Annotated in this window: 20 protein-coding genes; 8 read left to right on the forward strand and 12 right to left on the reverse strand. The window is 70.7% G+C overall.

Annotation, left to right across the window (positions count from 1 at the left end; genetic code table 11):
• Nucleotides 1–40: 40 nt before the first annotated feature.
• Nucleotides 41–454, forward strand: a complete 414-nt coding sequence (locus VZL07_RS19260; protein WP_426757054.1) for a four-helix bundle copper-binding protein — start codon at nucleotides 41–43, stop codon at nucleotides 452–454.
• A 46-nt stretch (nucleotides 455–500) separates the two neighbouring features.
• Here VZL07_RS19260 and VZL07_RS19265 read toward each other — a convergent pair whose 3' ends face one another.
• Complete coding sequence (locus VZL07_RS19265; RefSeq protein ID WP_426757055.1) at nucleotides 501–1,352, reverse strand: nuclear transport factor 2 family protein; 852 nt, start codon at nucleotides 1,350–1,352, stop codon at nucleotides 501–503.
• Nucleotides 1,353–1,452: 100 nt separating this feature from the next.
• On the opposite strand from VZL07_RS19265, the gene VZL07_RS19270 reads away from it, so the two are divergent.
• From VZL07_RS19270 to VZL07_RS19285, 4 genes are all read left to right on the forward strand, one after another.
• Nucleotides 1,453–2,127, forward strand: a complete 675-nt coding sequence (locus VZL07_RS19270; RefSeq protein ID WP_426757056.1) for a TetR/AcrR family transcriptional regulator — start codon at nucleotides 1,453–1,455, stop codon at nucleotides 2,125–2,127.
• 108 nt (nucleotides 2,128–2,235) lie between these two features.
• Complete coding sequence (locus tag VZL07_RS19275; RefSeq protein WP_426757057.1) at nucleotides 2,236–2,400, forward strand: hypothetical protein; 165 nt, start codon at nucleotides 2,236–2,238, stop codon at nucleotides 2,398–2,400.
• An 88-nt stretch (nucleotides 2,401–2,488) separates the two neighbouring features.
• Nucleotides 2,489–3,580 carry a Rieske 2Fe-2S domain-containing protein gene (locus VZL07_RS19280; protein ID WP_426757058.1) on the forward strand — a complete coding sequence of 364 codons (1,092 nt, stop codon included), beginning with the start codon at nucleotides 2,489–2,491 and terminating at the stop codon, nucleotides 3,578–3,580.
• Between the two features lie 68 nt (nucleotides 3,581–3,648).
• Nucleotides 3,649–4,107 carry an immunity 26/phosphotriesterase HocA family protein gene (locus tag VZL07_RS19285; RefSeq protein ID WP_426757331.1) on the forward strand — a complete coding sequence of 153 codons (459 nt, stop codon included), beginning with the start codon at nucleotides 3,649–3,651 and terminating at the stop codon, nucleotides 4,105–4,107.
• Between the two features lie 108 nt (nucleotides 4,108–4,215).
• Here the strand turns inward: VZL07_RS19285 and VZL07_RS19290 are convergent, their stop codons facing one another.
• The 10 genes from VZL07_RS19290 to VZL07_RS19335 all read right to left on the reverse strand — a co-directional run bounded on the left by VZL07_RS19290 (nucleotide 4,216) and on the right by VZL07_RS19335 (nucleotide 19,149).
• Nucleotides 4,216–7,362: an efflux RND transporter permease subunit gene (locus VZL07_RS19290; protein WP_426757059.1), complete on the reverse strand. Its 3,147-nt coding sequence runs from the start codon at nucleotides 7,360–7,362 to the stop codon at nucleotides 4,216–4,218.
• Nucleotides 7,352–8,551 (reverse strand): efflux RND transporter periplasmic adaptor subunit, encoded by a 1,200-nt coding sequence (locus VZL07_RS19295; protein ID WP_426757060.1) that lies wholly within the window; start codon nucleotides 8,549–8,551, stop codon nucleotides 7,352–7,354. Before VZL07_RS19295 ends, VZL07_RS19290 begins: the two co-directional genes overlap by 11 nt.
• The gene (locus VZL07_RS19300) at nucleotides 8,548–9,801 is read right to left on the reverse strand and encodes a TolC family protein (protein ID WP_426757061.1); all 1,254 of its coding nucleotides are present in this window, start codon (nucleotides 9,799–9,801) and stop codon (nucleotides 8,548–8,550) included. Before VZL07_RS19300 ends, VZL07_RS19295 begins: the two co-directional genes overlap by 4 nt.
• Before the next feature lie 109 nt (nucleotides 9,802–9,910).
• Nucleotides 9,911–10,225 (reverse strand): hypothetical protein, encoded by a 315-nt coding sequence (locus VZL07_RS19305; protein ID WP_426757062.1) that lies wholly within the window; start codon nucleotides 10,223–10,225, stop codon nucleotides 9,911–9,913.
• An 89-nt stretch (nucleotides 10,226–10,314) separates the two neighbouring features.
• Nucleotides 10,315–11,157, reverse strand: a complete 843-nt coding sequence (locus VZL07_RS19310) for a peptidoglycan recognition protein family protein (RefSeq protein ID WP_426757063.1) — start codon at nucleotides 11,155–11,157, stop codon at nucleotides 10,315–10,317.
• A 125-nt stretch (nucleotides 11,158–11,282) separates the two neighbouring features.
• Nucleotides 11,283–14,483 (reverse strand): efflux RND transporter permease subunit, encoded by a 3,201-nt coding sequence (locus VZL07_RS19315; RefSeq protein ID WP_426757064.1) that lies wholly within the window; start codon nucleotides 14,481–14,483, stop codon nucleotides 11,283–11,285.
• Complete coding sequence (locus tag VZL07_RS19320) at nucleotides 14,470–16,203, reverse strand: efflux RND transporter periplasmic adaptor subunit (RefSeq protein WP_426757065.1); 1,734 nt, start codon at nucleotides 16,201–16,203, stop codon at nucleotides 14,470–14,472. The genes VZL07_RS19315 and VZL07_RS19320 overlap by 14 nt, the downstream gene beginning before the upstream one ends.
• The gene (locus VZL07_RS19325; protein ID WP_426757066.1) at nucleotides 16,200–17,549 is read right to left on the reverse strand and encodes a TolC family protein; all 1,350 of its coding nucleotides are present in this window, start codon (nucleotides 17,547–17,549) and stop codon (nucleotides 16,200–16,202) included. Before VZL07_RS19325 ends, VZL07_RS19320 begins: the two co-directional genes overlap by 4 nt.
• Nucleotides 17,550–17,697: 148 nt before the next feature.
• Nucleotides 17,698–18,162, reverse strand: a complete 465-nt coding sequence (locus VZL07_RS19330; protein WP_426757067.1) for a hypothetical protein — start codon at nucleotides 18,160–18,162, stop codon at nucleotides 17,698–17,700.
• 21 nt (nucleotides 18,163–18,183) lie between these two features.
• Nucleotides 18,184–19,149, reverse strand: coding sequence for a PLP-dependent cysteine synthase family protein (locus VZL07_RS19335; protein ID WP_426757068.1), 966 nt, complete (start codon nucleotides 19,147–19,149; stop codon nucleotides 18,184–18,186).
• 168 nt (nucleotides 19,150–19,317) lie between these two features.
• Here VZL07_RS19335 and VZL07_RS19340 point away from each other — a divergent pair, with 168 nt between their 5' ends.
• From VZL07_RS19340 to VZL07_RS19350, 3 genes are all read left to right on the forward strand, one after another.
• Complete coding sequence (locus tag VZL07_RS19340; protein WP_426757069.1) at nucleotides 19,318–20,778, forward strand: ATP-binding protein; 1,461 nt, start codon at nucleotides 19,318–19,320, stop codon at nucleotides 20,776–20,778.
• Between the two features lie 66 nt (nucleotides 20,779–20,844).
• Nucleotides 20,845–21,444, forward strand: coding sequence for a DUF2378 family protein (locus VZL07_RS19345; protein WP_426757071.1), 600 nt, complete (start codon nucleotides 20,845–20,847; stop codon nucleotides 21,442–21,444).
• Between the two features lie 261 nt (nucleotides 21,445–21,705).
• Nucleotides 21,706–22,761 carry an ABC transporter ATP-binding protein gene (locus tag VZL07_RS19350; RefSeq protein ID WP_426757072.1) on the forward strand — a complete coding sequence of 352 codons (1,056 nt, stop codon included), beginning with the start codon at nucleotides 21,706–21,708 and terminating at the stop codon, nucleotides 22,759–22,761.
• Here the strand turns inward: VZL07_RS19350 and VZL07_RS19355 are convergent.
• Entirely contained in the window at nucleotides 22,758–23,915 is a 1,158-nt protein-coding gene (locus tag VZL07_RS19355) for an FAD-dependent monooxygenase (RefSeq protein ID WP_426757073.1), read from the reverse strand. The two genes, VZL07_RS19350 and VZL07_RS19355, sit on opposite strands and share 4 nt — an antisense overlap.
• Nucleotides 23,916–23,948: the final 33 nt, after the last annotated feature.

A 23,948-nucleotide genomic window follows, 5' to 3' on the forward strand; every position in this document is an offset into this window, starting at 1 on the left:
GTTGGGTTGCAACCCGATGCAATCCGGAGAGGTGGAACCCATGGCTCCAGCCGAAGTGATGAAGTCCGACACCGACATGCGCCAGTGCATCGAAGACTGCCTGTCCTGTCACCGCGTCTGTGTGGAGACGTTGACGTACTGCCTGGGGAAGGGCGGCAAGCACACGGAGGCGAAGCACCTGCGCCTGCTGATGGACTGCGCGGAAATCTGCCAGACGAGCGCGAACTTCATGCTGCGCGGCTCGGAGCTGCACACCCGCACCTGCTATGCCTGCGCGGAAGTCTGTGGGCGCTGTGCGGAGTCCTGCGCCAGCATGGGTGATGACGCGGTGATGAAGGCCTGCGCGGACATGTGTGCGCGGTGCGCGGAGTCGTGCACGCGGATGAGCGGAGGCATCATGCCGCAGGCCCCCAACCCCGAGGCCGCGCAGCGCGCCGCCAACCTGCCCGCGTGAGCTGGCCGACCGGGAGCCCCGCCGTACCCGGGCGGGGGGCGGGGATTCAGACCGCCCGGGCTACGGCATGGCTGTCCTCGAACATGCGATAGCGCGTGATCTTCCCTGCGCGCACGGTTAGGTCGAAGGCGAAAGCGGTCTCGATCAGCCGGCCCGTGGCTTTCACCAGCGAGGCGAGTTCGCCCAGGATGACCGCCGTCTCATCGTCAGCGAGGATGGTACGTGCCTCGAAGCGGCGGGGCTCCACGTAGGAAATCAGTTCGCGGAAGAAGTCGCCCACCGCCGCGTGGCCGCGCCTCGGGCCAATCCACGGGACGCGCGCCACATCGCCATCGATGCTCCAGTCGACGTCCTCGTCGAAGAGCGCAACGACCTCCGCGAGTGTCGCGGACGCCGTGGGATTGGCATGAAATGCTTGTACCGCCTGGAGGTATCGCTCCGCGACTTCGCGAGGCGTGGGGGCGGGCGCGTGCTCCCGGTAGAGGCGGACACGCCGCCGATCGGCATTGGTGAAGTCCGGATCGACGTAGATGTGAACCCGGCTGATGAACGGGCCACTGAACTCGAAGACGTTGCAGAACCGCCCCTGCGAAATCTCGCCGTCCGGCCAGCGCACACCCTCCCGCGTTACGCCCCGCTCTTGCCCCTCGACGGCAATCCGGTCTCCATCGACCGTGAAGACCAGCCCGTCGATGTCATGGACCAGGCTCGCGACCTCTCGCCCGAACCGCTCGCTGAACCGTACCAACGCGGCCTTCCCCCGGGCTGGCCCGAACTTGGGGAAGTAGAACTGCACGTCATCCGTGAAGAGGTCCGACAAAGTCGAATCCTTCTCGTCCACCTTGCGGAAATAGCTGCGGATCGCCTCGATGCGCTGACTGTCCGTGCCGGGTGCCATCTGCCTTGCTCCATATATGTAGGATGGTTTACATATATTGGGCATCCCCATCGTGATGGTGTCAAGGGTTGTGTATTCTGGAATACAGAAAGGGTGCCGTATGGCTGTCCGGGGACGTCCACGCAGCTTCGACCGTGACGCCGCGCTTGCGCAGGCCATGTCGCTCTTCTGGGAGAAGGGGTACGAGGCAACCCAGATCGCCGACCTGATAGCGGCGATGAAAATCAACCCGCCGAGCTTCTATGCCGCCTTCGGCTCGAAGGAGCAGCTCTTCCATGAGGCGGTAGAGCTCTATCTCGCCACCAGCGGCTCGGGCAGCATGAAGGCGCTGGCGGAGGCAGCGCACGCTCGGGACGCAGTCAAGGCGATGCTCTTGGCGAGCGCCGACATCGCGCTCGCGAGCCCCTCGAGCGGCGGCTGCCTGGTCAGCCTCGGGCTCGTCAATTGCCAGCCGCAAAACCGGCCGCTGCGTGACCACATGCGGGAGTTGCGGCGTAAAACGGTGGCGCTCATCCGCGAGCGCCTCGCGAAGGGGGTTGTGGACGGGGACCTGCCCGCTGGCCTCGACGTCCCTCGCATCGCGACCTACTTCGCAACGGTGATGCAGGGCCTCTCCCTCCAGGCCCAGGACGGAGCTTCACCCGAAGAGCTCGCCGGTATTGTCGAGACCGCGATGGCGGCACTCGACCAGGGCAGCGCGAGCGGCCCCTCCGGACGCATCGACGGCCCCGCGAAGAGACACGGCACCTCCGCCCGAGTCCGTCGGCGACCGTGAGGCTGACGCGGACGTGGAGGCCGGGGACGGACTGTCTCGCGCTCGTTGACGGAGAGTGCCGCGCACGGTGCTGACGGAGGAGCGCCACCGGACCTGGAGCTGCAATCCATGCGGTTGCGCGTCCGCGTGGGACGGGGGCTCACGGTGCCGCTGCTCACGCCGGCCATGATCTCCGGATGGCCGGTGCTACAGCTCGCGAGCGTCCTGCCTGGTGTCCTGCTGCGGACGCCCAACCCGGCGGCGGCCCCGCGCGCCGCCGACCTCCCCTCGTGAGGTGTCCGCCCGGAAGAGTCCAGGCAAGCTGATACGGGTCCGAAGCGGAGCCCTTCACTCGGCGTCGGGCCCGATTAGAGTGCGCTACATGAGCTCTCGCGAGGAGGGGCGCACCTCGGGTGTGCCCGCCGGACATATCTCCGTTGTCCACCTGCCGAATGCCTGGTTCATCCTCTGCGCGTCGAGCGAGCTGGGCGACAAGCCCCTGGCCCGCACGCTCCAGGGTTCGCCCCTGGTGCTCTTCCGGGGCGAGGGCGGCAAGCCCGCGGCCCTGGTGGACCGGTGTCCGCACCGCAACGTTCCGTTGTCGCTAGGCCGGGTGAAGGAAGGGCAGCTCCAGTGCGGCTATCACGGCTGGCGCTTCGACGGGACGGGCCAGTGCCGCGCCATTCCCGGCTTCCTGGGCGAGCCTGGGGCGCGGGCCCGCTGCGCCACCGCGCATGCCACGCGTGAGCAGGACGGCTTCGTGTGGGTCTACTCCACGCCCGGGGTGGAGCCCACGACGGAGCCCTACCGCTTCCCGCTGCTGGAGGCGCGGGAGTACACGACCGTGCGCCGCATCCTTCGCGCGCCCGGCTCGCTGCACGCCACGCTGGAGAACACGCTGGACGTGCCCCACACGGCGTACCTGCACGGCGGGCTGTTCCGCACCGAGGAGAAGCGGAACGAAATCGAGGTGGTGGTGCGCCGCAGCGCGGACAAGGTGGAGGCCGAGTACATCGGCGAGCCCCGTCCCAGCGGCCTCGTGGGGCGGCTCCTCGCGCCGGGCGGCGGGGTGGTGCAGCACTTCGACCGCTTCCTGATGCCATCCATCGCCCAGGTGGAGTACCGCATCGGAGACGCCAGCCACGTCATGGTGACCTCGGCGATGACGCCGGTGTCCGACTGGGACACGCTCGTGTACGCGGTGGTGACGTTCCGCCTGCCCGTGCCTCGCTGGCTGGTCCGCGCGGCGCTCCCGGTCATCATGCCCGTGGCGCTCCACATCTTCGGGCAGGACGCGCGCATCCTCCGGCAGCAAACGGAGACCATCCGCCGCTTCGGCACGGAGTCCTATGCCTCCACCGAGATCGACGTGCTCGGCCCCGGCATCCTCCGCCTGCTCCGCGCCGCCGAACGCGAGAAGCCCGGCGCCGTGGGCGATACAGTTCATGAAACACGGCTGAAGATGCGGACCTGAGAGGGATTGCGAGGCCATGTGCCGTGCGTCAGGCGGACTTGCGACGAGATGTTGAAAGATAGGTCGTGATGCAGAAGAAAAGGCAGCGTCGCAGGGTGGGGGACGTGGTGGCTGTGGACCTGGGGGAGGGATACACGGCCTTTGGCCAGGTGCTGTCAGAGCCGCTTGTCGCGTTTTATGACTTGAAGTCTCGTGATGTGCCGCCGGTTGAAGAGATAACTGTTTGTCCCGTTTTGTTTGTTGTGAATGTAATGAACTATGCCGTGACAAGGGGGGAGTGGCCGGTGATTGGACGGGCGCCTGTTGATGCGGAGCTTGTTGAGGGGTTGCGCTTTGGCAAGGTTGACCATTACGGCGATGAGCATTGTGTTGTTCTATGGGATGGGAGGCAGGAGCCTGCTAGCCTGGAGGAGGCTGAGGCCCTTGAGCCTGCCGCCGTGTGGGACCCCTCACATGTCGTTGATCGTCTGAATGACCATTATGCGGGAAGACCCAATAAGTGGTTGGAGTCGCTTAGGTCGATGTGAGTCGTTTCTTTCTCGCTGATTCAATGCAGTGAGCGCAGACGTCAGCTCTTGCTCGGAGTGGCTCGGGGCTGCAGCCCAGGACCTGCCGGGCTGCAGCCCTCGCCATCATTATTCGGGCGTGGCTTGGCCTCTCGCGGCCCTCCGTGACGCCAGCCGCTCCGCCACCCGCACCTGCCACCCGTGCACGAAGGCGTAGAAGGTGGGCAGCACCAGCAGGGTGAAGAGGGTGGACGTGACGAGCCCGCCCACCATCACCACGGCCAGGGGGCGCTCCACCTCCGTGCCGTGGAGCGGCAGCACGAGCAGCGGTAGCAGGCCCAGGATGGCCGTGGACGCTGTCATCAGCTTGGGACGCACGCGGCCGATGCTCGCCTCGCGCACCGCCTCGTCGAAGGGCTTGCCGTGCTGCATGAGCAGTTTCGTCTGCGCCACCAGCACCAGTCCATTCTGGACGGCGATGCCGAACAGGCCGATGAGGCCGACGAGGCTGGACACGTTCCACGTCTCCCCGGCGATGAGCAGCGCGACGATGCCGCCGACGAAGGCGTCCGGCAGCGTGGCGATGATGACCATGGCCTCCGCCAGGGAGCCCAGCGCCAGGTACAGCAGGATGAACACCGCGAGCACCGCCACCGCGATGGCCACCGTCATCGCCTGCGCCGCGCGCTGCTGGCTCTCCACGCGGCCACCCACGTCGAGGAAATAGCCGGTGGGCAGCTTCAGCTCCGCGGCCAGTCGCTCCCGCACCTCGGCCGCCGTGCTGCCCAGATCCCTGCCCGCGACGCTGGCCTCCACGGCGATGCGCCGGCTCCCCGCCTCGCGGCGGATGCTGCCCGCGCCGAACGTCTCCTCGATGGTGGCGAGCTGGCTCAGCGGAATGCGCGTTCCATCATGCCCATCCACCAGCAGGCTGCGGATGGCGCTGGCGTCTCCCCGGCGGTGGTCCGCCAGCCGCAAGAGCAGGTCGTAGCGCCGCTGGCCCTTCCACACCTGGGCGAATTCCTGGCCGACCAGTCCCACCTGCACCGCTCGGATGACGTCTCCGGGCGTCAGGCCCACGCGGGCCACCGCGGCGCGGTTCACCGTGATGCGCAGCTGCGGCAGGCCGGTGAGCTTCTCCGCGCGCAGGTCCTCCACGCCTTCCACCTTCGCCATGATGGCCTGCGCCCGCTCCGCCAGCCCGGCCAGCGTCTCCAGCTCCGGACCGAAGATGCGCACGGAGAGGTCCGCCGGGCTGCCTCCGAGCCCCTCGTCGATGCGCATGCCCAGCGGCGTGGTGAACAGCGTCGTCACGCCGGGGACCCGCTCCACCGCCTCGCGCATCGCGGCCTCGAGCGCTTCCATCGACCGCCCCCGCTCCGGCTTGAGGACGACGAGCACGTCGGACAGCGTGTGCGGCATCGGGTCCTCCGTGCGCTCGGCGCGGCCCGTGCGGCGCACCACGTCCTCCACTTCGGGAAACTTCAGCAGCGCGTCCTCCACCAGGTGGTTGAGCCGGTCCACCTCCTCCAGCGAGGCCTCCGGCGGCAGCACTGTCTGGAGCAGCAGGGCGCCTTCATCCAGCTTGGGCATGAAGTCGCTGCCCACCACGAAGGCCAGCGCCAGCGCGGGCACGGTGACGGCGAGCGCCACCAGCCGCACGAGGCCCGCGTGGCGCATGCATGCCTCCAGCATGGGCGCGTAGGCGTCCTTGACCTTGCGGATGAGCCAGACGTCCTCGGGCTGTCCCTCGCGGGGCGCGCGGAGGAAGAGGCCGGACGCAACGGGAACGAGCGTGAGCGCTAGACCCAGCGAGGCCGTCAGGCAGGCCACCACCGCCGCCGCGAGCGGCTGATACATGCGCCCCTCGATGCCCGTCATGGCGAACAAGGGGATGAACACCGACACGACGATGAGGGTGGCGAAGGCGATGGGCCGGGCCATCTCCATGGAGGCGGCCAGCGCCACCTCCTTCCGGGGACGCTGGCCCTTCGACTCGCGCAGGCCGTGGACGATGTTCTCCGTGACGATGATGGCCGCGTCCACCAGGAGGCCCACGGCGATGGCCAGGCCTCCCAGCGTCATGGTGTTGATGCCGATGCCGGCGACCTTCAGCAGGATGCCCGCGAGCGCCAGGGATAGGGGCAGGGTGAGCGTGACGATGAGCGCCGCGCGCCAGTCCCCCAGCAGCAGGAAGAGGACGAGCACCACCAGCACCGCGCCCAGCAGGATGGCCCGGCTGACGCCGCCCAGCGCCGAGTCCACCAGCACCGACTGGTCATAGACGACGCGCAACTGCACGCCCGGCGGCAGGCCCTGCTGCAATTCCTGGATGGCGGCGCGGACACCCGCAGTCACCCGCTGCGTGTCCGCGCCGAACTGCTTGATGACGCGGCAGCTCACGACCTCGCCCTTCAGCCGGTGGGCGATGCCGCGTCGAACGGCGGGTGCCTCGCGGATGTCGGCCACGTCGCCCAGGAGCACGGGCGTGCTGTCGCGCACGGCGACCACGGTGTCGCGCAAATCCTCCACCGTCTCCGCCCGGCCCACCGCGCGCACCGTCCACTCCATGGGCCCCTGCACCACGAAGCCGCCCGAGGCGTTGAGGTTGGCGCCCTCCAGCGCGTGCTCCACCTCATTCAAGGTGATGCCGCGCGCCACCATCTGATCCGGGTCCAACTGCACCTGGAACTGGCGCAGGTAGCCGCCCAGCCGCTCCACGCCCGCGACCCCGGGCACGGCGAGCAGGCGGTTCTTCACCTCGAACTCGGCCAGGTCGCGCAGTGTCATCAGCTCGGCGGCGCCGGGCTCGGCCTCCAGGGTGAACTCGAACACCTCGTTGAGCCGCCCGGTGAGGCTGGAGACGAGCGGCACGTCCGTGCCCGGCGGCAGCTCGTTCTGTGCCTGGGCCACGCGCTCGACGACGTACTGCCGGCTGCGGAAGTAGTCGGCGTCCGGCTCGAACTCCACCGTGAGCTGGGTGACGCCGAGCTGCGAGGTGGAGCGGATGCGGCGGACCTCGGGCAGGCCCGCGAGCGCCACCTCCATGGGGATGGCCACCGCCGTCTCCAGCTCCTGCGCGCCCATCGCCGGGTTCTGCACGATGACGTTGAAGATGGGGGCGGACAGGTCCGGGAACACGTCGCGCGTCAGCCCCTGGAGCGCCACCGCGCCGAAGGCGGAGAGCGCCAGGGCCAGCAGGACGGTGAGGCCGGGCCTGGCGAAGGAGGACCGCAGGATGCGGTTCATCAGGGAGTCGGGGCCCTCAGTGCGCATGGGGGTCACCTCCTCCGCCGCTGAGCTTCTCCGCCTCCGCCTTGAGCAGGAACGCGCCTTCCACCACCACCTGCTCGCCGGGCTTCAGGCCGGAGAGGACCTCCACGTCGCCGCCCAGCGTGCGGCCGCGGCCCACCTCGCGCCGCTCGAAGACACCGCGGGCCTCCGTGGGCAGGAAGGCCACCCAGCCGCCTTCCAGCCGCTGGAGCGCCGCGGCGGGGACGGCGGTGATGGGCGCGCCCGGGTCTCCCAGGGGGATGTACGCCGTGGCGGACATGCCGGGCCGCAGGTGCCCGTCGGCGTTGTCCAGCTCCAGCCGCACGGGGATGGTGCGCGAGGTCGGGTCCACGCGCTGTCCCACGTGGCCCACCTTCGCCATGAACTCCTGGCCCGGGAAGGCCGCGAAGGTGACGCGGGCCTGCGTGCCGCGCTGGATGCGCACGGCGTCCCGCTCGAAGGCGTGCACCACGAGCCACAGCGAGGACACATCGCCAATGCAGAAGAGCGGTTGGTTGGGGTCGGCCATCTGCCCCATCCGCGCGGTGCGCTCGACGACGGTGCCGGACAGCGGCGCGCGCAGGACGAAGCCCGGCGGGACGTTTCCTCCGCGCAGCTCTTCGTCACTCACGCCCAGCGCCATCAGCTCCGCGCGCGCGGCGGCCACCGAGGCCTCGGCGGCGGCGGCCTCCGCTTCGGCGGTCTGCACGTCCTTGCGCGCGACGATGCGCTCCTCGGCCAGCGCGCGCTTGCGTTCGGCGGCCTGGCGCGCGGCCGAGGCCTGGGCCTGGGCGGCCTGTAGTGAGGCGCGTGCCTTGCCGAGCTCCGGGCTCTGGAGGTCCGCGAGTCGGTCGCCCCGCTTCACTTCCTGACCGGTGGTGACGAAGACGGCGCTCACGCGGGCGGCGATGGGGGCCGCCACCTCGGCGTAGGCGTCCTCGCTGAAGGTCAGCTCGCCCAGGGCGGTGACGCTCTCTCCGCCCGGCCGTACCCCCACGGGCGCGGTGGTGATGCGCAGGTCCCGCAGCATCTCCGAGGCGATGCGCACGTGCGGCTCGCCATGGTCGTCATGGTGCTCGCCCTCGTGCGCGGCGCCTTCTTCGTGCGCGTGTCCCTCCTCGGCGTGCGGCGTCTCGCGCTTGCAGGCGGCGAACAGGAGGAGGGCGACCAGAGAACAATGGAGGGGCTTCATGGAAGGACTCCGGTCTCCACGGCCAGCTGGACGCGGGCGAGCGCTGCCTGGAGGAGGCTGTCGAGGTAGGCGGCACGCGCTTCCAGCGTGTCGCGGCGAACGAGGAGGAACTCGGCGAGGCCCATCTCTCCGGCTTCGTAGGAGCGGCGGGCGAGGTTTTCGTTGTCGGTGAGCAGCGGCAGGGCGTCGGCTTCCAGCAGGGCCACGGCCTCCAGCCGCTTGCGGTGCTGCACGCGCGCGGCCTCCACCTGGACGTCCACTTCCGTCCGGGCCGTGGCCAGCAGGGACTGGAGCCGCCGCACGCGGGCCTCGCCCGCCACCCGGGCGCTGTCTCCCCGGTCGAAGAGCGGCAGCGGCACGCTCAGCGTGCCGAGGTAGGCGACCTCATCAATCTCCCGCGAATACATGAACCCCGCGGTGACGTCCGGCCAGGCGCCGGCCCGGCCCAGGCGCCGGTCGGCGTCCGCCTGCGCCAGCTCTGCCTCCAGCGCGGCGATGTCGGGCCGCGCCACGCCCGTGGCCTCCATCACCGGCTGGAGCGCGAGCCGCCGCAGCTCACCGCGGATGGCCAGCGGGTGGGCGAGGGGCAGGCCCAGCATCGCGCGCAGTTGGTGGAGCTGGACGGCCTCCTCCCCCTCCGCGACGGCCACTTCCGCGCGCACGCGAGCCAGGGCCACGCGCGCCACGTTGACGTCCACCACGGGCACGTCGCCGGCCTCGAAGCGCCGCTGGGTGGCGCTCGCGGTGTCCCGGGCGGCGGCCTCGGCCTCTCGTGCCAGGTTCAGCCGCTCCCGCGCATGCAGCGCCTGGAGGAAGCGCGCGGCGACATCGCCCAGCACCCGGCGCTCGGCGTCGCGGTGGTGGGCCGTCTCCAGCTCCAGGCCGGCGCGCGCGGACTCCCGGCGGGCGCCGCCCTTGCCGCCCAGCTCGAAGGCCTGGCTGATGCCCACGCTCAGGTCCAGCCCGCGCGTGGCGGGGTGCCCCGGCGAGCCAGGGTCGCTGCGCGGCCCTGCCTGGAGCTGGAAGGTGGGGTTGTCGTTCAGCAGGGACGCGGCGGCCGCCACGGGGCCCTGGGCCTCGGCGGCGCGGCCCGCGGCATCCAGCAGCGCGGGCGCGCGCTGGCGGGCCAGGGCCAGGGCTTCTTCCAGGGTCAACGCTGTTTCGGCAGGGCTCGACTGGGCCGCGGCAACGCGCGGCAGGAGGAGGGCGGCGGCCAGCCCGATGGCTGCCACCGCGGAGGGAAGGTGCACGGCAAGAACCTCGCGAAAGGGAGGCGAGCGTCAGGCCTGAGCGTGCCCCGCATATGCCACGGGCACACCTGTCCTGATGGACGCGAGCGAACGGGATGACGAACGCGACCTACGCGAGGGGCACTATGGGCACGTGGAGGATGTCCCCCACGTCCACGGACGGCGGTTCGGCTTTCTCGTAGGCGACGCGCAAGGGCCGCGACACGAGGAGCACGATGGAGGGCGGCGGGGCGTGTGCGGCGACCGAGCGCACGTGGCTGCAGCAGGTGCAGTCGATGCAGTCCGGGGCGCACTGGCCCTGCGCATCATCGTCCGGGCAGCTCTGCGAGCAGACCTCGCCCACCGCGCCGGTGAGGGTGGGCATCAAGCCCCCCAGGCCCGGGGCGAGCAGGAACAGGCAGACGAGGAGCCAGATTCGGAGCACGCTGGCGGCCTTCTACCACGTTTCCCAATGCAATGCGTGCGAGGGACTCGCACGGAGTGAGCCTCCTCGCCCGCAGGGGAAGTCATGTGTCAGGAAATGCCCTGACGCAGGCGGCTCCAGTCGAAGTTGGGCGCCGGGTCGTTCTTGCGGCCCTTGGGCACCGCCACGTCCGCGTGGCCCACGATGTTCTTCATGGGCACGTCGTACTGCTGCTTCAGGTAGCCGGTGAGCTGGGTGAGCGCCTTGTACTGGGCCTCGGTGAAGGGCGTCTTGCCGCTGCCGTCGTTGACGAGCTCGATGCCGATGGAGCGGTTGTTGATGTCGGAGGGCACGCCGTGCAGCTCGCCCTTGCCCGCGTGCCAGGCGCGCTTGTCGTCACCGACGAGCTGATAGATCTTGCCGTCGCGGTCCACCATGTAGTGCGCGGACACCTTGCTCTGCGGGTTGCGCATCCACGCCAGGTCGCCCGCGCCGTTGTTGGTCGCGGTGTGGTGCAGGACGATGGTGTCGATGTCCGTCCCGCCGCGCGAGTTGTAGTTGGGCGAGGGCGCGTTGATGACCGCGGGCTTGGTGAACGTGCCGCCCGGCGTGGTCGGCGTGGTGGGGCCGGGGCCGCTGGAGCCCAGTGCCTTCTTCAGCGCGGCGTGCGTCTGGTCGCCGTAGTAGCCGGTGGTGGGCAGCTTGTTGTCCGCCTGGAACTTCTTCACCGCTGTTTCCGTCTGCGGACCGAAGGTGCCGGGGCCCGTGGCCACCTGCGTCTTCGTCATGTAGCCCACCTGCACGAGCGCGTCCTGGAGCTGCTTCACCTTCGGCCCGGTGTCGCCCTTGCGCAGGCCCGCCGGCGGCGCGGAGACCGAAGCGGCAGTGGCGGTGGTGCGGGACGCCTGCGCCTGGGGGGCGCGGAACACGGGGCTGAACGAGGGCAATCGCATGGAGGGGTCCGGAGGGGGGTGGAAGCGGAGTGAATCTGTCCGGATTATCGGCCCCGAAACCCCGGGAGTTGCGTAACTCCCGGGGCCAGGGCCCGGCTGTCTGAGTGTGGCTGTTTATTGAATTCTCAGACTGCTTGTGGATTGGCGGGGAGCGTCGGCTCGCCCGTGCCTTCCTGGGGCTCCTCCTGGGGAAGGCGGCGCCGCTTCCAGAGGGCGAAGATGGCCGGATACACGGTCAGCTCGAGCAGGAAGGACGTCACGAGCCCGCCCACCAGCGGCGCGGCGATGCGCTTCATGACATCCGCGCCCGTGCCGGTGCTCCACAGCACCGGGAGCAGGCCGATCATGTCCGTCATCACCGTCATCAGCTTGGGGCGGATGCGCCGCGCCGCGCCATCGACGATGGTCTCCGTCAGGTCGGCCATGGAGCGCAGCCGGCCCTCCTGGTCCGCCTTCTTATGGGCGAGGGTGAGGTAGAGCAGCATCACCACGCCCGTCTCCGCGTCGAGCCCGGCCAGCGCGATGAGCCCCACCCACACGGCGATGCTCATGTTGTAGCCGAGCAGGTACAGCAGCCACACCGCGCCAATCAGGCTGAAGGGCACCGCCAGCAGGACGATGGCCGTCTCCGCCACGGACTTCGTGCTGAAGTACAAGAGCAGGCACACCAGCAGCAGGGTGACGGGAATCACGACCTTGAGCTTCTCGGTGGCGCGCTCGAAGTACTTGAACTGGCCGCTCCACTCCACGCGCACGCCGGTGGGGGTCTTCACCTCGCGCGCCACCGCCGCCTTGGCGTCCTCCACGTAGTCCGCGATGGGCCTGTCGGTGTCCACGAAGACATACGTGACGAGCTTGCCGCCCTCGCTGCGAATCATGGGCGGCCCCTGCACGAAGCGCACGTCCGCCACCTGGGCCAGCGGCACCTGTGCGCCGCCCGGCGTGGGCACCAGCACCTCCTTCAGCAGCTCCGGGCTGTCGCGATACTCGCGCGCGTAGCGGACGTTGATGGGGTAGCGCTCGCGGCCCTCCACCGTCTGGGAGACGTTCTCCCCGCCGATGGCGCCCAGCACCACCTCGTTGATGTCCTTCACGCCCAGGCCCAGGCGCGCGGCTGCTTCCCGCTTCACCTCGACGTCCACGTAGAAGCCGCCGGTGGAGCGGTCCGCGAACGCGCTGCGCGTGCCGGGCACCTGGGCCACCGCCTTCTCGATGGCCACGGCCGTCTGCTCCAGCGTGTCCAGGTTGTCGCCGAACACCTGGATGCCCAGCGGGCTGCGGATGCCGGTGGCCAGCATCTCCGTGCGCGTCTGGATGGGCATCCAGAAGATGTTGGGCATGCCGGGGTACTGGAGCGTCTCGTCCATCTCCGTGAGCAGGGCTTCCCAGGTGAGGCCCTTGCGCCACTCGGACTTCGGCTTGAGCACCACCGTCGTCTCGAACATGGACAGCGGCGCCGGGTCCGTGGGGGTCTCCGCGCGGCCCGCCTTGCCGAAGACGCTGACCACCTCCGGGATGCGCTTCAGCTGCGCGTCCATGGACTGGAGGATGCGCGTGGCCTCGGTGATGGACATGCCCGGCGGCGAGGTGGGCATGTAGAGGATGGCGCCCTCGTTGAGCGGCGGCATGAACTCGTGGCCCAGGCGCAGGAAGGCCGGCACCGTCAGCACCATGGCCACCACGGACAGCGCCACCACCGCCTTCGCGTGGCGCACGACGAAGCGCACCACCGGCGTGTAGAGGGCCACCAGCCAGCGGTTGAGCGGGTTCTCCTCCTCCCGGCGGATGCGCCCGCGGATGAAGAGCACCGCCAGCGCGGGCGTCAACGTCACCGCCAGCACCGCGGCGAAGCCCATGGAGTACGTCTTGGTGTACGCCAGCGGCTTGAAGAGCCGGCCTTCGGTGGCCTCCAGCGTGAAGACGGGCAGGAAGGCGACGGTGAGCACCAGCAGCGTGCCGAAGATGGAGGGGCCCACCTCCTGCATCGCGGAGATGATGACCTCGCGCCGCGCGCCGGGCCGGCCTTCCGCCTCCCACGCCTCCAGCTTCTTGTGGATGTTCTCCACGATGATGATGGAGGCGTCCACCATGGCGCCGATGGCGACGATGATGCCGCCCAGGCTCATGATGTTGGCGGTGAGCCCCTGGTAGTACATGGGGATGAAGGCGAGCAGCACCGCCACTGGCAGCGTGAGGATGGTGACCAGCGCGCTGCGCGCGTGCATCAGGAAGAGGAAGATGATGAGGCTGACCACCAGCATCTCCTCCACCAGCGCCCGGCTGAGCGTGGCGATGGACTCCTCGATGAGCCCGGAGCGGTCGTACGTGACGACCAGCTCCACGCCCTCCGGCAGGCCCGCCCGCACCTCCTCCAGGCGCGCCTTCACCGCCTCGATGACGGACAGCGCGTTCTCCCCGTAGCGCATGACGACGATGCCGCCGGCCACCTCGCCCTTGCCGTCCAGCTCCGCCACGCCCCGGCGGATGTCCGGCCCCAGGCTCACCTGGGCCACGTTGCGCACCAGCACGGGCGTGCCGTCCTCGCTCACCTTGAGCGGGATGTTCTCGATGTCCTGCGTGGAGCGGATGTAGCCGCGCCCGCGGATGACGTGCTCGTGCCCGGCAATCTCCATCACCCGGCCGCCCACGTCCTCGTTGGACTCGCGGACGGCGCGCGTCACCTCGCCCAGCGTCACGCCATAGGCGCGCAGCTGGTTGGGGTCCACCTGCACCTGGTACTGCTTCACGATGCCGCCCACGCTGGCGACCTCCGCCACGCCCGGCACGCTGGACAGCGCGTAGCGCACGTTCCAGTCCTGGAGGCTGCGCAGGTCCGCGAGCGAGTGCTTGCCGCTCTCGTCCACGAGCGCGTACTCGAACACCCAGCCCACGCCGGTGGCGTCCGGCCCCAGCGTGGGCGTCACGCCCGCGGGCAGGCGCCCCCGCGCCGTCTCCATGTATTCGAGCACGCGGCTGCGCGCCCAGTACATGTCCGTGCCGTCCTCGAAGATGACGTAGACGAAGGACATGCCGAACATGGACTGGCCGCGCACGGCCTTCACCTTCGGCGCCGACAGCAGGGACGAGGAGATGGGGTAGGTAATCTGGTCCTCGACCAGGTCCGGCCCGCGCCCCATCCACTCGGTGAAGACGATGACCTGCGTGTCGGACAGGTCGGGGATGGCGTCCAGCTTGGTGCCGCGAATCGCGTGGACGGCCCACGCGGCCATCGCCCCCACCAGCAGCAAGGTGAGGAACGGGTTGCGCGCGCAGGCCCCGATGAGGCGGCCGATGACGCTCTGTCCGCCGTGCTCAGTGGGCTGCATGGCTGCCTCCGAACGCGTCCGTGGCCGAGCGCAGGCGGCTCTCCGCGGCGATGAGGAAGTTGCCGCTCGTCACCACCACGTCCCCCGGTGACAGGCCCTCCAGCACCTCGTAGGTGCCCTCGCCCTTGAGGCCGAGCTTCACCTCCTGGGGCCGCAGCCGCCCCTCCCCCAGGTCCACGAACACCAGCCGGCGCGGGCCGGTGTAGATGATGGCCGAGTCGGGGACCTGGAGCCGGGGGCCGCCGTGCAGGACGAAGCGGACGTCCGCGTACATGTCCGGCTTCAGCTCCAGCCCGGGGTTGGGCAGCTCGATGCGGATGCGCCCGGTGCGCGTCGTGCCCTGGAGGGACGGGTACACGTAGCCCACGCGGCCCGTGTACGTCTTCCCAGGCAGGTAGGGCAGCGTGACCTCCACCGGCTGGCCCGGCTTCACGCGCGCCAGGTCCTGCTCGTACACGTCCGCCTCCACCCAGACCTTCTCCAGCGGGGCGATGCGGAACAGGCGCTCACCGGCCTTCACCGCGGCGCCCTCCACCACGTTCTTCTCCAGCACGAAGCCGCTGGCGGGCGCCAGGAAGGGCATGTTCTCCACCGGCTGGCCGCGCTGGGCGACGCGCTCGATTTGCGCCGCGGACAGGCCCCACAGCTCCAGCCGCTTGCGCGCCGCGCCCACCAGCGACGCGTTGGCCGCGCTCTGGCTCTGGCGCGCCAGCAGGTACTCCTGCTGCGCGGCGTAGAGCTCCGGGCTGTAGAGGGTGAAGAGGACCTCGCCCTTCTTCACTGGCTCTCCGGTGGCGTTGACGCGCAGCTCGTGGATGTAGCCATCCAGCTTGAGGGTGACGTCCACCAGCGCCTTCTCGTCGAAGGTGACGCGGCCGAGCGCGCGCAGGGACAGGTCCATGGGCGCCGCCTTCACCGGCGCCGTCTTCACGCCGATGCGCTGCCGCCGCAGGTCGTCCACGTGGATGACGCCGCTCTCCAACTCGGCGCGGGTGACGGGCGTGAGGTCCATGCCGCAGATGGGGCACTGCCCCGGCCCGTGCTGCTTCACGGACGGGTGCATGGGGCAGGTGTAGTGCGCGATGTCCCCCTCGCCGTGGGCGCCGGTGGGTGTGGCCGCGCGCCACTCGCTGGTCGTGCCACACGCCAGCATTCGCCGGCCCATGTACGGGTTCTCCAGCTTCGGCTCGCGCTGGAGCCACTGGTTCACCCCGTCCACCATGGGGCATTCGAAGATGTGCCAGCCTTCCTGGAGCCGCGGGTCGGCGGCGGCCAGGGCGATGAGCGCCTCGCTCACGCGCGCGAAGTGCTGGCGCGCCACCTCGGCGTCCTTCGCCGAGGCGAGCTGGGACGCGGCCTCGGCGCCCTGGTGGAGCCAGGGCGTCAGCGGCGAGGCGTCCGCGTGGGCGGCCTCCGCGGCCTGCTGGAGCGCGGTCTTCAGCTCGCCGGCTCGCGCGGCGAGTCCCTCCAGCGTGTCCTGGGCGAGCAGGGCCCGGGCGGCCTCGTAGGACTCGAAGGCCGCGCGCGTGTACTCCAGCGCGGGAGCGGGCAGCGGCGCCCCGGAGCCACCCTGGGCGTCGTGGGTGGCGGGCGCGTTGCCGGTGTGGGACGCATTGCCGGAGAACCAGCCCACCAGGGGCTTCCAGGCCACGATGACGAGGAGGGCGAGCCCGAGGAGGCCCAGCCACGGGGCGATACGGCGGCGGGTCGGGGTGCTCATCGCGTCTCTCCGTTCCGGGGCAGCCCCGGGATGTGGCCCAGGGCCTTGTCCAACTCCGCCTGGCGGCGCTGCACGTCCGCCAGGGCCGTCTGTTCACGCAGCTCCACGCGGCGCAGGTTGCGCTCCGCTTCGATGAGGACCTGGAAGCTGTTCTTGCCGCTCTCGAAGCCGGCGCGGGCGGCGGCCACCTGGTCCTTCGCCGCGGGGACGAGCCGCTCCTGGAAGAGCGCCACCACGCGCCGCGCCTCCTCGGCGCGCGAGCGGGCCTGCTCCACCTCGACGCGGATGTCGTCGATGAGCTGCTCCTCGTCCCGCCGCAGGCGCTTCAGGCCCGCCTCCGCCGCTCGCACCGCTGCCTTCCGCTTGCCGAAGTCGAGCGGGATGTTGACGGTGACGCCCGCCATGAACTGGTGAGGCGTGTCCATCCACATGGAGTTGTACTCACCCATCACCATCACATCCGGGTAGTAGTCGCGCTTCGCCAGCCGGACGGCGGCCTCGCCTCCACCGAGCCGGGCCCGCAGTCCCTCCAGCTCCGGCCGCAGGCGCAGCGCCTCGTCCTGGAGCTGCTCCGCGGGCAGGGCCTCCGCCGCCAGCGCGGGAAGGGCTTCCGGCAGCGGCGGCAGCGGGGCCTGGGGCGCGCGGTGCAGCAGGCCGTTGAGCTGGGCGCGCAGCCGCTCGCGCTCGGCCTCGAACATCACCTGCTCGCGCAGCACCTCGCTCAGCTCCACCTCCGCCTGGAGCGGGTCCTGCTGCGAGGCCCGGCCGGTGACGTACTGCGCCTCCGCGCTCTTCTTGAGCTGGCCCAGCAGCCGCAGGTGCTCCTCGGTGACGGCGAGCGAGCGCTCCACGACGAACAGGTCATCGAAGAGCGTGGACGCCATCAGCGCCAGCCGCAGGCGCAGCGCCTCGCGGTCCTCTCGCATCGCCTCGGCCTCCGCCAGCGCCACCTCCCCGCGCAGGCCGCGCTTGCCGGGGAAGGGGAGCTGCTGGCTCAGCTCCACCGACTGCCCGAAGCGCGCGCTGCCGGTGATGCTCAGCGGCGCGACGCTGTAGGAGAGCATCGGGTCCTCGAGCGCCGTCTCGCGTGGGTAGCGTTCGAGGCTGGCGCGCCAGGCCTCCCGGGCTGCCTCCAGCGAGGGATTGCGCGCGAGCACCTGCCGCACCAGCTCGGCGCGCTCCAGCAGCTGCGCGCCCGAGAAGGGCTCCGCTTCCGCGGCCTGTGGCGCCTGCCGGGCGACGGCTTCGAGCTGGGATTGATACCGCTGCTCATTGGCTCCGGCCGCGCCGGGGCCCAGCCACACGGCGGCGCCGGTGGCGAGCACGGCCCGCGTGGCGGACCGCACCCATCTTCCATGGGACGACATGACTTCCTGCTCCAGATGACGGGAATCGAGCCTGTCGCCGGGAGAAGGACGTCACCGGCGGCGGGCGGAATCCGGCCGGTGGGCACACGCCCACCCGCCAGGCCTCAACGCATGCGGGCCGGACGTCTCAAATGAGATAGGAGCAGTGCTGGATGTACAGCGGTGGCGCGGTGGCGCGATGCACGCCCCGGGTGCGCACCCACGACGTCGGCAGGGCCTCGGGCGCCGGAGGCGCCAGGACCACCGCCTGGGGAATCACCGCCATGGGCGTGAGCGTCCACGATGGCCCGGAGCTCGCGGTGACGGGCTCGGGCGCGGGGAGCCGGACGGCCAGCTCACCGCAGCAGTCGTGGTGGTCGACGTGGAGGCCCGCTTCCGGGCTGGTCGGCGCGGCCTTCGCCCGCTTCGCCTGGTGGCAGGCGCACGTCAGGTCGAGCTTCACCGTGCCCTGGCAGAGATGGAACAGCCCCTCGGCGGCCCCCGCGACGGGAGGCAGCAGCAGGACCGCCAGCAATGTCAGGACTCGGAAGAGCATGACCGTGGGCTTGCCGAGCAGATAGCGCGAGAGGCCGGGGCGTGCAACTCCGGGCACGTCCCGTCATTCCCATCTGAACTATGCCGCGCCGCGTGCCGCCACGGGCTTGGGCTGGATGAGCTCGGTGGAGAAGTAGCGCTCCATCCGGTCGGGGAACACCGTCACCACCTGCGCGCCCGGACCCAGCCGCTTCGCGGCCTCCACCGCGGCCACGTAGTTGAGGCCGGAGGACGGGCCCACCGGGAAGCCGCGGCGGATGAGCGCCCGCGCGGTTTCCATGGCCTCGTCGTCCGACACGTCGATTTCGACGCGGCCCGGCATGTCCGCCTCGCGGTACAGCCGGGACATGCCGTCCACCACGCCGGGCACCCGGGGGCTGAAGCTGCAACACTCGACGTCGCAGCCGAGCCCGGCGATGGGGCGCGCCACGAACGCCGTCACCGGACAGCCGGCCTCCGCGAAGGCCTGGTACAGGCCGACGACGGTGCCGCCCGTGCCCACGCCGCTGACCACGCCATGCACCAGTCCGCCCGGCACCTGCGACAGAATCTCCTGGCCCGTCCACACGCGGTGGGCCTCGGCGTTGTCCAGGTTCTCGAACTGACGGGGCGCGAAGGCCTTGCGCTCACGCGTCAGCTCCTCCGCCTTCAGGATGGCGCCGTGCACGCCCGATTCGCGCGGCACCAGCACCACGTCACCGCCGTAGGCGCGGATGGTCAGGATGCGCTCCCCGGTGACGCCCTCCGGCATCACCGCGGTGAAGCGCAGGCCCATCTGGGCGCAGGCCAGCGCCAGCGCGATGCTCGTCGAGCCGCTGGACGCCTCGATGACTTCGCCGCCGGGGGCCAGCTCTCCCTGGCGCCAGGCCTTCTCCAGCATGTAGCGCGCGATGCGGTCCTTGGTGGAGCCGCTGGGATTGAGGAACTCCAGCTTGCACCAGATGGTGGGCCCTTCCTCGTGCAGGCGCACGGGGACGAGCGGGGTGGGACCCACGGCCTGGAGGAAGCGGCCGTCCGCGGGAAGAGGGCGACAGGGAGGGCGCATGGGACCTTCCCTATCGCGAAACCGTCCCTTCGGCACGGGCCATGAACTTTTTGCCGGGTTCCGGGAGTGCCGCCTGTCTGCCTGCCCTGACAGGCGACCTGTTGGAGTCCGTAACATCTGGCGTTCAGGTGGAGGCACAGCTACGAAAGAGCCGGCCCGCGCTCCCACATGACTTCGACATCCGCGCTCATTCTCAACGTCAACGACGATGCAGCCAGCCGCTACGTCACCTCCCGTGTGCTGGGGCTGGCGGGCTACCGCGTGGTGGAGGCTGGCTCCGGGCAGGAGGCGCTCGCCCTGGCGGACGAGCAGACGGACCTCGTCATCCTCGACGTGCGGCTGCCGGACATCAGCGGCCTGGAGGTCTGCCAGCGGCTGAAGTCCTCGCCGCGCACCCAGGGTGTGCTGGTGCTCCACCTGTCCGCACAGGCCGTGGGGCCTGGCGACCGGGCGCTGGGACTGGAGCACGGCGCGGATGGCTACCTCATGGCGCCGGTGGACCCCGAGGAGCTGGTGGCCCAGGTGCACGCGCTGCTCCGGCTGCGTCAGGCGGAGCGGGAGGTGCGGGCGCTGTCCCGTGAGGTGGCGCACCAGCGCCAGCTGCTGGAGGTGGCCATCTCCTGCGCGGCGGAGCCCATCGTGCTCTACGACGACACGGGGCGCGTCCTGCTGGCCAACCAGGCCCTGTATGCGTCACGGGGGGGTCGCGCGGTCCATGCGCCAGGGAAGACGCTCGACGCGATGCAGGAGGAGGACCCGGCGCTGGGGCCGTACATCGAGCTGGTGCGGGCCGCCCTGCGGACGGGGACGGTCCAGCGGGGCACCGTCTCGCTGGACTCGGACCGGGGCCCGCGGCACTTCGACGTCGTGTTGTCTCCGACCGTGGGGAGCCACGGCGAGGTGCTGGCGGTGATGTCGTCCATGCGCGACGTCACCGAGGCGCGCAGCGCGGAGGAGTTCCGCGAGCAGTTCATCGGGATGCTCGGGCACGACCTGCGCAACCCGCTCAACGCCCTGTCCATGTCCGCGCAGCAGCTGCGCCGAAAGGGCGGGCTGGACGAGCGCCAGGGCATGCTCACCGAGCGCATCCTCTCCAGCGCCGACCGCATGGACCGGATGATCCGTCAGCTCCTGGATTTCGCGCGCTCCCGCCTGGGGGGTGGCATCCCGGTGGTGCGCGCCCCGGGCGACGTCTTCGAGGTGGTGCGCCGCACCGTGGAGGAGCTCCGCGCCAGCCACCCCGGCCGGGTGGTGCAACTGGAGGCGCGCGGCGACGGTCAGGGGAAGTGGGACTCGGACCGGCTGGAGCAGGCGGTGAGCAACCTGGTGGGCAACGCCCTGAAGTACAGCCCGGCCGAGAGCACCGTGTGGGTGGGCGCGGAAGGCTCCGAGCGGGAGGTGGTGCTGCGCATCCACAACCGCGGCACGCCCATTCCGGCGGAGGACCTGCCCCACGTCTTCGGCGCCTGGCGCCGGGGCCGGCGCGCGGCGAGCGATGCGGGCGCGCCCAGCGGCCTGGGCCTGGGGCTCTACATCACCCGGCAGATTGTCCGGGCGCATGACGGAGAGGCCCAGGTGGCCTCCAGCGCCGCGGAAGGCACCACCTTCCTCATCCGGCTGCCGCGATGATGACCAGTTGACGGTCGCGGCGCGGCACGACTCCCGGATTGGGGTTGCCGCTACCACCTTCCGTGCATGGCGCCAGAGAAGCTCATTTTCGCTCAGTCCGTGGAAGCCCTCTTCGTGCGAGCGCTCGGGCCGTATCTCACCCGGGAAGGGCGCCAGCGGCTGAAGGCGCTGGGGCTCGACCTGTCGGAGCCGCTGCGCCCCCAGTACACGTTGGAGCAGTGGCGCGCCTTCCTGCGCGTGGCGGCCCAGGACGTGTTCCCGGACCTGCCGTCCCACGAGGCCAGCTTCGCGCTGGGCGCGCGCTACCTCCAGGGCTTCCGGCAGACGTCGGTGGGGCGGGCCAGCATGGCGCTCGTCACCCAGCTGGGGCCGCGGCGCACGCTGGAGCGGGTGCCGTACAACGTGCGGGCGGGAAACAACTTCAATGAAGTCCGCGTGGAGGAGTCCACGCAGGACAGCGCCACCCTGTGGATGAAGGACGTCACGGCGGACACGCCGGACTTCGCGGCGGGCTTCCTGGCGGAGACGCTGCGGTCGGCGGGCGCGGGGCAGGTGGACGTGAAGCCCATTGCCTTCGATGGCACGGCGGCCACGTTCCGCGTCACCTGGGCGAAGGCCGCGAGCCGCGCGCCGGTGGCGGGCGCTGGGCCCCGCCGCGTCCACTGACTGCGTACCCACTCCGGGCTGCACCAGGGTATCAAGCTCGCCTTGGCGGCCATTGCCCCGGGTGATGCAGTGGGCTGGTCCGCCCACTGCGGCTACTCCGTCGCTCATCCCAACTGAACCCCGCTGTGAGGAGGGAGCGCCGCCTCGCTCGCGGTGGAAGCGCTGGTGCGCCTTTGCACGGTGCGCTGACGCTGGCCCCCGTCCGTGAGCTGTCGCACGATGCCGACCGGACGTTGTCCCCGTCCGGAAGGGAGCTCCTCCATGGCCCGGTTGCTCGTCGAGGACGTCCACGTCCGGCTCGGCGCGAATGACATCCTGAAGGGCATCACCGCCGACTTCCGGGACGGCGAGGTGGTGGCGCTGCTGGGGCGCTCGGGCAGCGGCAAGTCGACGCTGCTGCGCGCCGTCGCCGGGCTGGAGACGCCGGTGCGGGGACGCATCCACATCGGGGAGCGCACGGTGTTCGACGCGGCGGCGAAGGTGAACCTGCCGCCGGAGCGGCGCGACCTGGGGCTGGTGTTCCAGTCCTACGCGCTGTGGCCTCACAAGACGGTGTTCGACAACGTGGCCTACGGCCTGCGGCTGCGCAAGCAGTCCCGCGAGCAGGTGGACCGGGCGGTGCGCGAGGTGCTCCAGGGCGTGGGCCTGGAGGGGTATGGCGACCGCTTCCCCAGCCAGCTCTCCGGCGGGCAGCAGCAGCGCGTGGCGTTGGCGCGGGCGCTCGTCTACGGACCGCCGCTGGTGCTCCTGGACGAGCCCCTGTCCAACCTGGACGCGAAGCTGCGGGAGGAGGCGCGCGTCTGGATTCGCGCGCTCATCAAGCGCCTGGGGCTCACCGCGCTCTTCGTCACCCACGACCAGGTGGAGGCCATGGCCATCGCCGACCGCATCATGCTGCTGGATGGGGGGCGCATGGTGCAGGACGGGACGCCGGAGCAGCTCTACACGGAGCCCCGGAGCCTCTTCGCCGCGAACTTCATGGGCGTGAACAACACCCTGTCGGGCCGCGTGGTGGAGCGGCGCGACGGCGAGGCGCGGCTCCAGGTGGGCGGCCAGTCGCTGTGGGGGCAGCTGCGGAGCGATGGCGCGGGGGACGGCTCCGCCACCGGCGTCATCCGCGTGGAAGAGCTCCAGCTGGCGTCCGGCGCCGGTGAGAACCGGCTTCCGGCCGCGCTGACGAGCTCCCTCTATGTCGGCGGGCGCTGGGAGCACCAGTTCCAGCTCGAAGGGCAGACGCTGCGCGCCACCACGCGCGAGTCGTTGGCTCCGGGGGCGTACACGCTCGCCTTCCCGAAAGAGCGCCTCTGGATTTTCTAGGGCGACGGGAGGGACACCTGCCCTGCCGCGGGGGCGATGGGCGGGAAGGCTTCGTGCCGGTTCTTCCAGAACGGCGCGCCTGGCCACCGCTGCTCCTCGCGGTACGTATGGCCTCGAAGGCGCAGGTGCTCGTCGAACCGCCGCTGGAGTGTTTCCTCATAGTGGCGCAGCGCGCCCTCATCGCCCCGGAGGTATCGCTCCAGGGCTTCCGCGGCGAGGAGCGCGGACTCCAGCGCGGCGGCGACGCCCTGGGCGGACAGCGGGTCATGGGTGCAGGCCGCGTCGCCCACGGCCAGCCAGCGCTCACCCTGCATCCGGTCCAACTGCCCGACGAGGATGGGCGCGGCGACGAGGGACTCTCCGCTGAAGTCACACGCCGCCAGCCGGGCGCGGGTGACGGGGGCTTGTTCGAGCAACGCCAGCCAGGGCTCCGGCGTCGCCCAGCGCAGCCCGTGCAGCGAGTCCCCATCTCCGACCAGGGTGACGGCGACGCGCCCCGAGGGCAGGAGCGCGGAGTGCCACCAGCCCTCCGGGCAGGCCTCCACCAGGGCGTCGGTGGGGAAGGACTCTTCCGTCCGAAGCTGGAAGGTGCCGCACACGGCGAAGCAGCGGTCGCGAATGCGTCGCCGTGCGCCCTGGGACATGGCGAAGGTGGCCTTCCAGCCCGTCGCGTCCACGACGAAGCGCGCGCACAACGTGCCAGCGCCAGACTTGCGCTGGGAGACGTGCAGTCGATAGCCCTCCTTCGCCAGCGGCTCCGAATCCAGCAGCGTCGTCAGCCGGAGGACCCGGACACCTTGCCGGGTGGCCTCCAGGCTCAGTCGCTCGTCGAAGCGAGCCCGGTCCAGGTGCCAGGCGGAGCCCCAGGGCGAGCTCCGCATGTCCCGGAGGTACGGCTCCGCGCGGTTCCAGCACGACGTGGTCCCCCGGGAGGCCAGGTGGCCATCCCGCAGGAAGCTGGCCCAGACACCGAGGCGGGACAGCGGGACGCGGATGTCCGGCGACAGCGCGTCGCCCGAGCGGGGCGTGTCGTAAGCGGTGCGCTCCAGCAACGTGATGGAGAGGAAGGGGGCCTGGTCGCGCAGCGCCACGGCCAGGGCCGCGCCCGCAGGACCGCCTCCGATGATGGCGACGTCGCAGAAGGCCTCGCTCATGGTGCGCCCACCCGCGCGGCGGCGCGTGTCCGT

The organism is Pseudomyxococcus flavus (genome assembly GCF_050038885.1).
Lineage (GTDB): Bacteria > Myxococcota > Myxococcia > Myxococcales > Myxococcaceae > Myxococcus > Myxococcus flavus.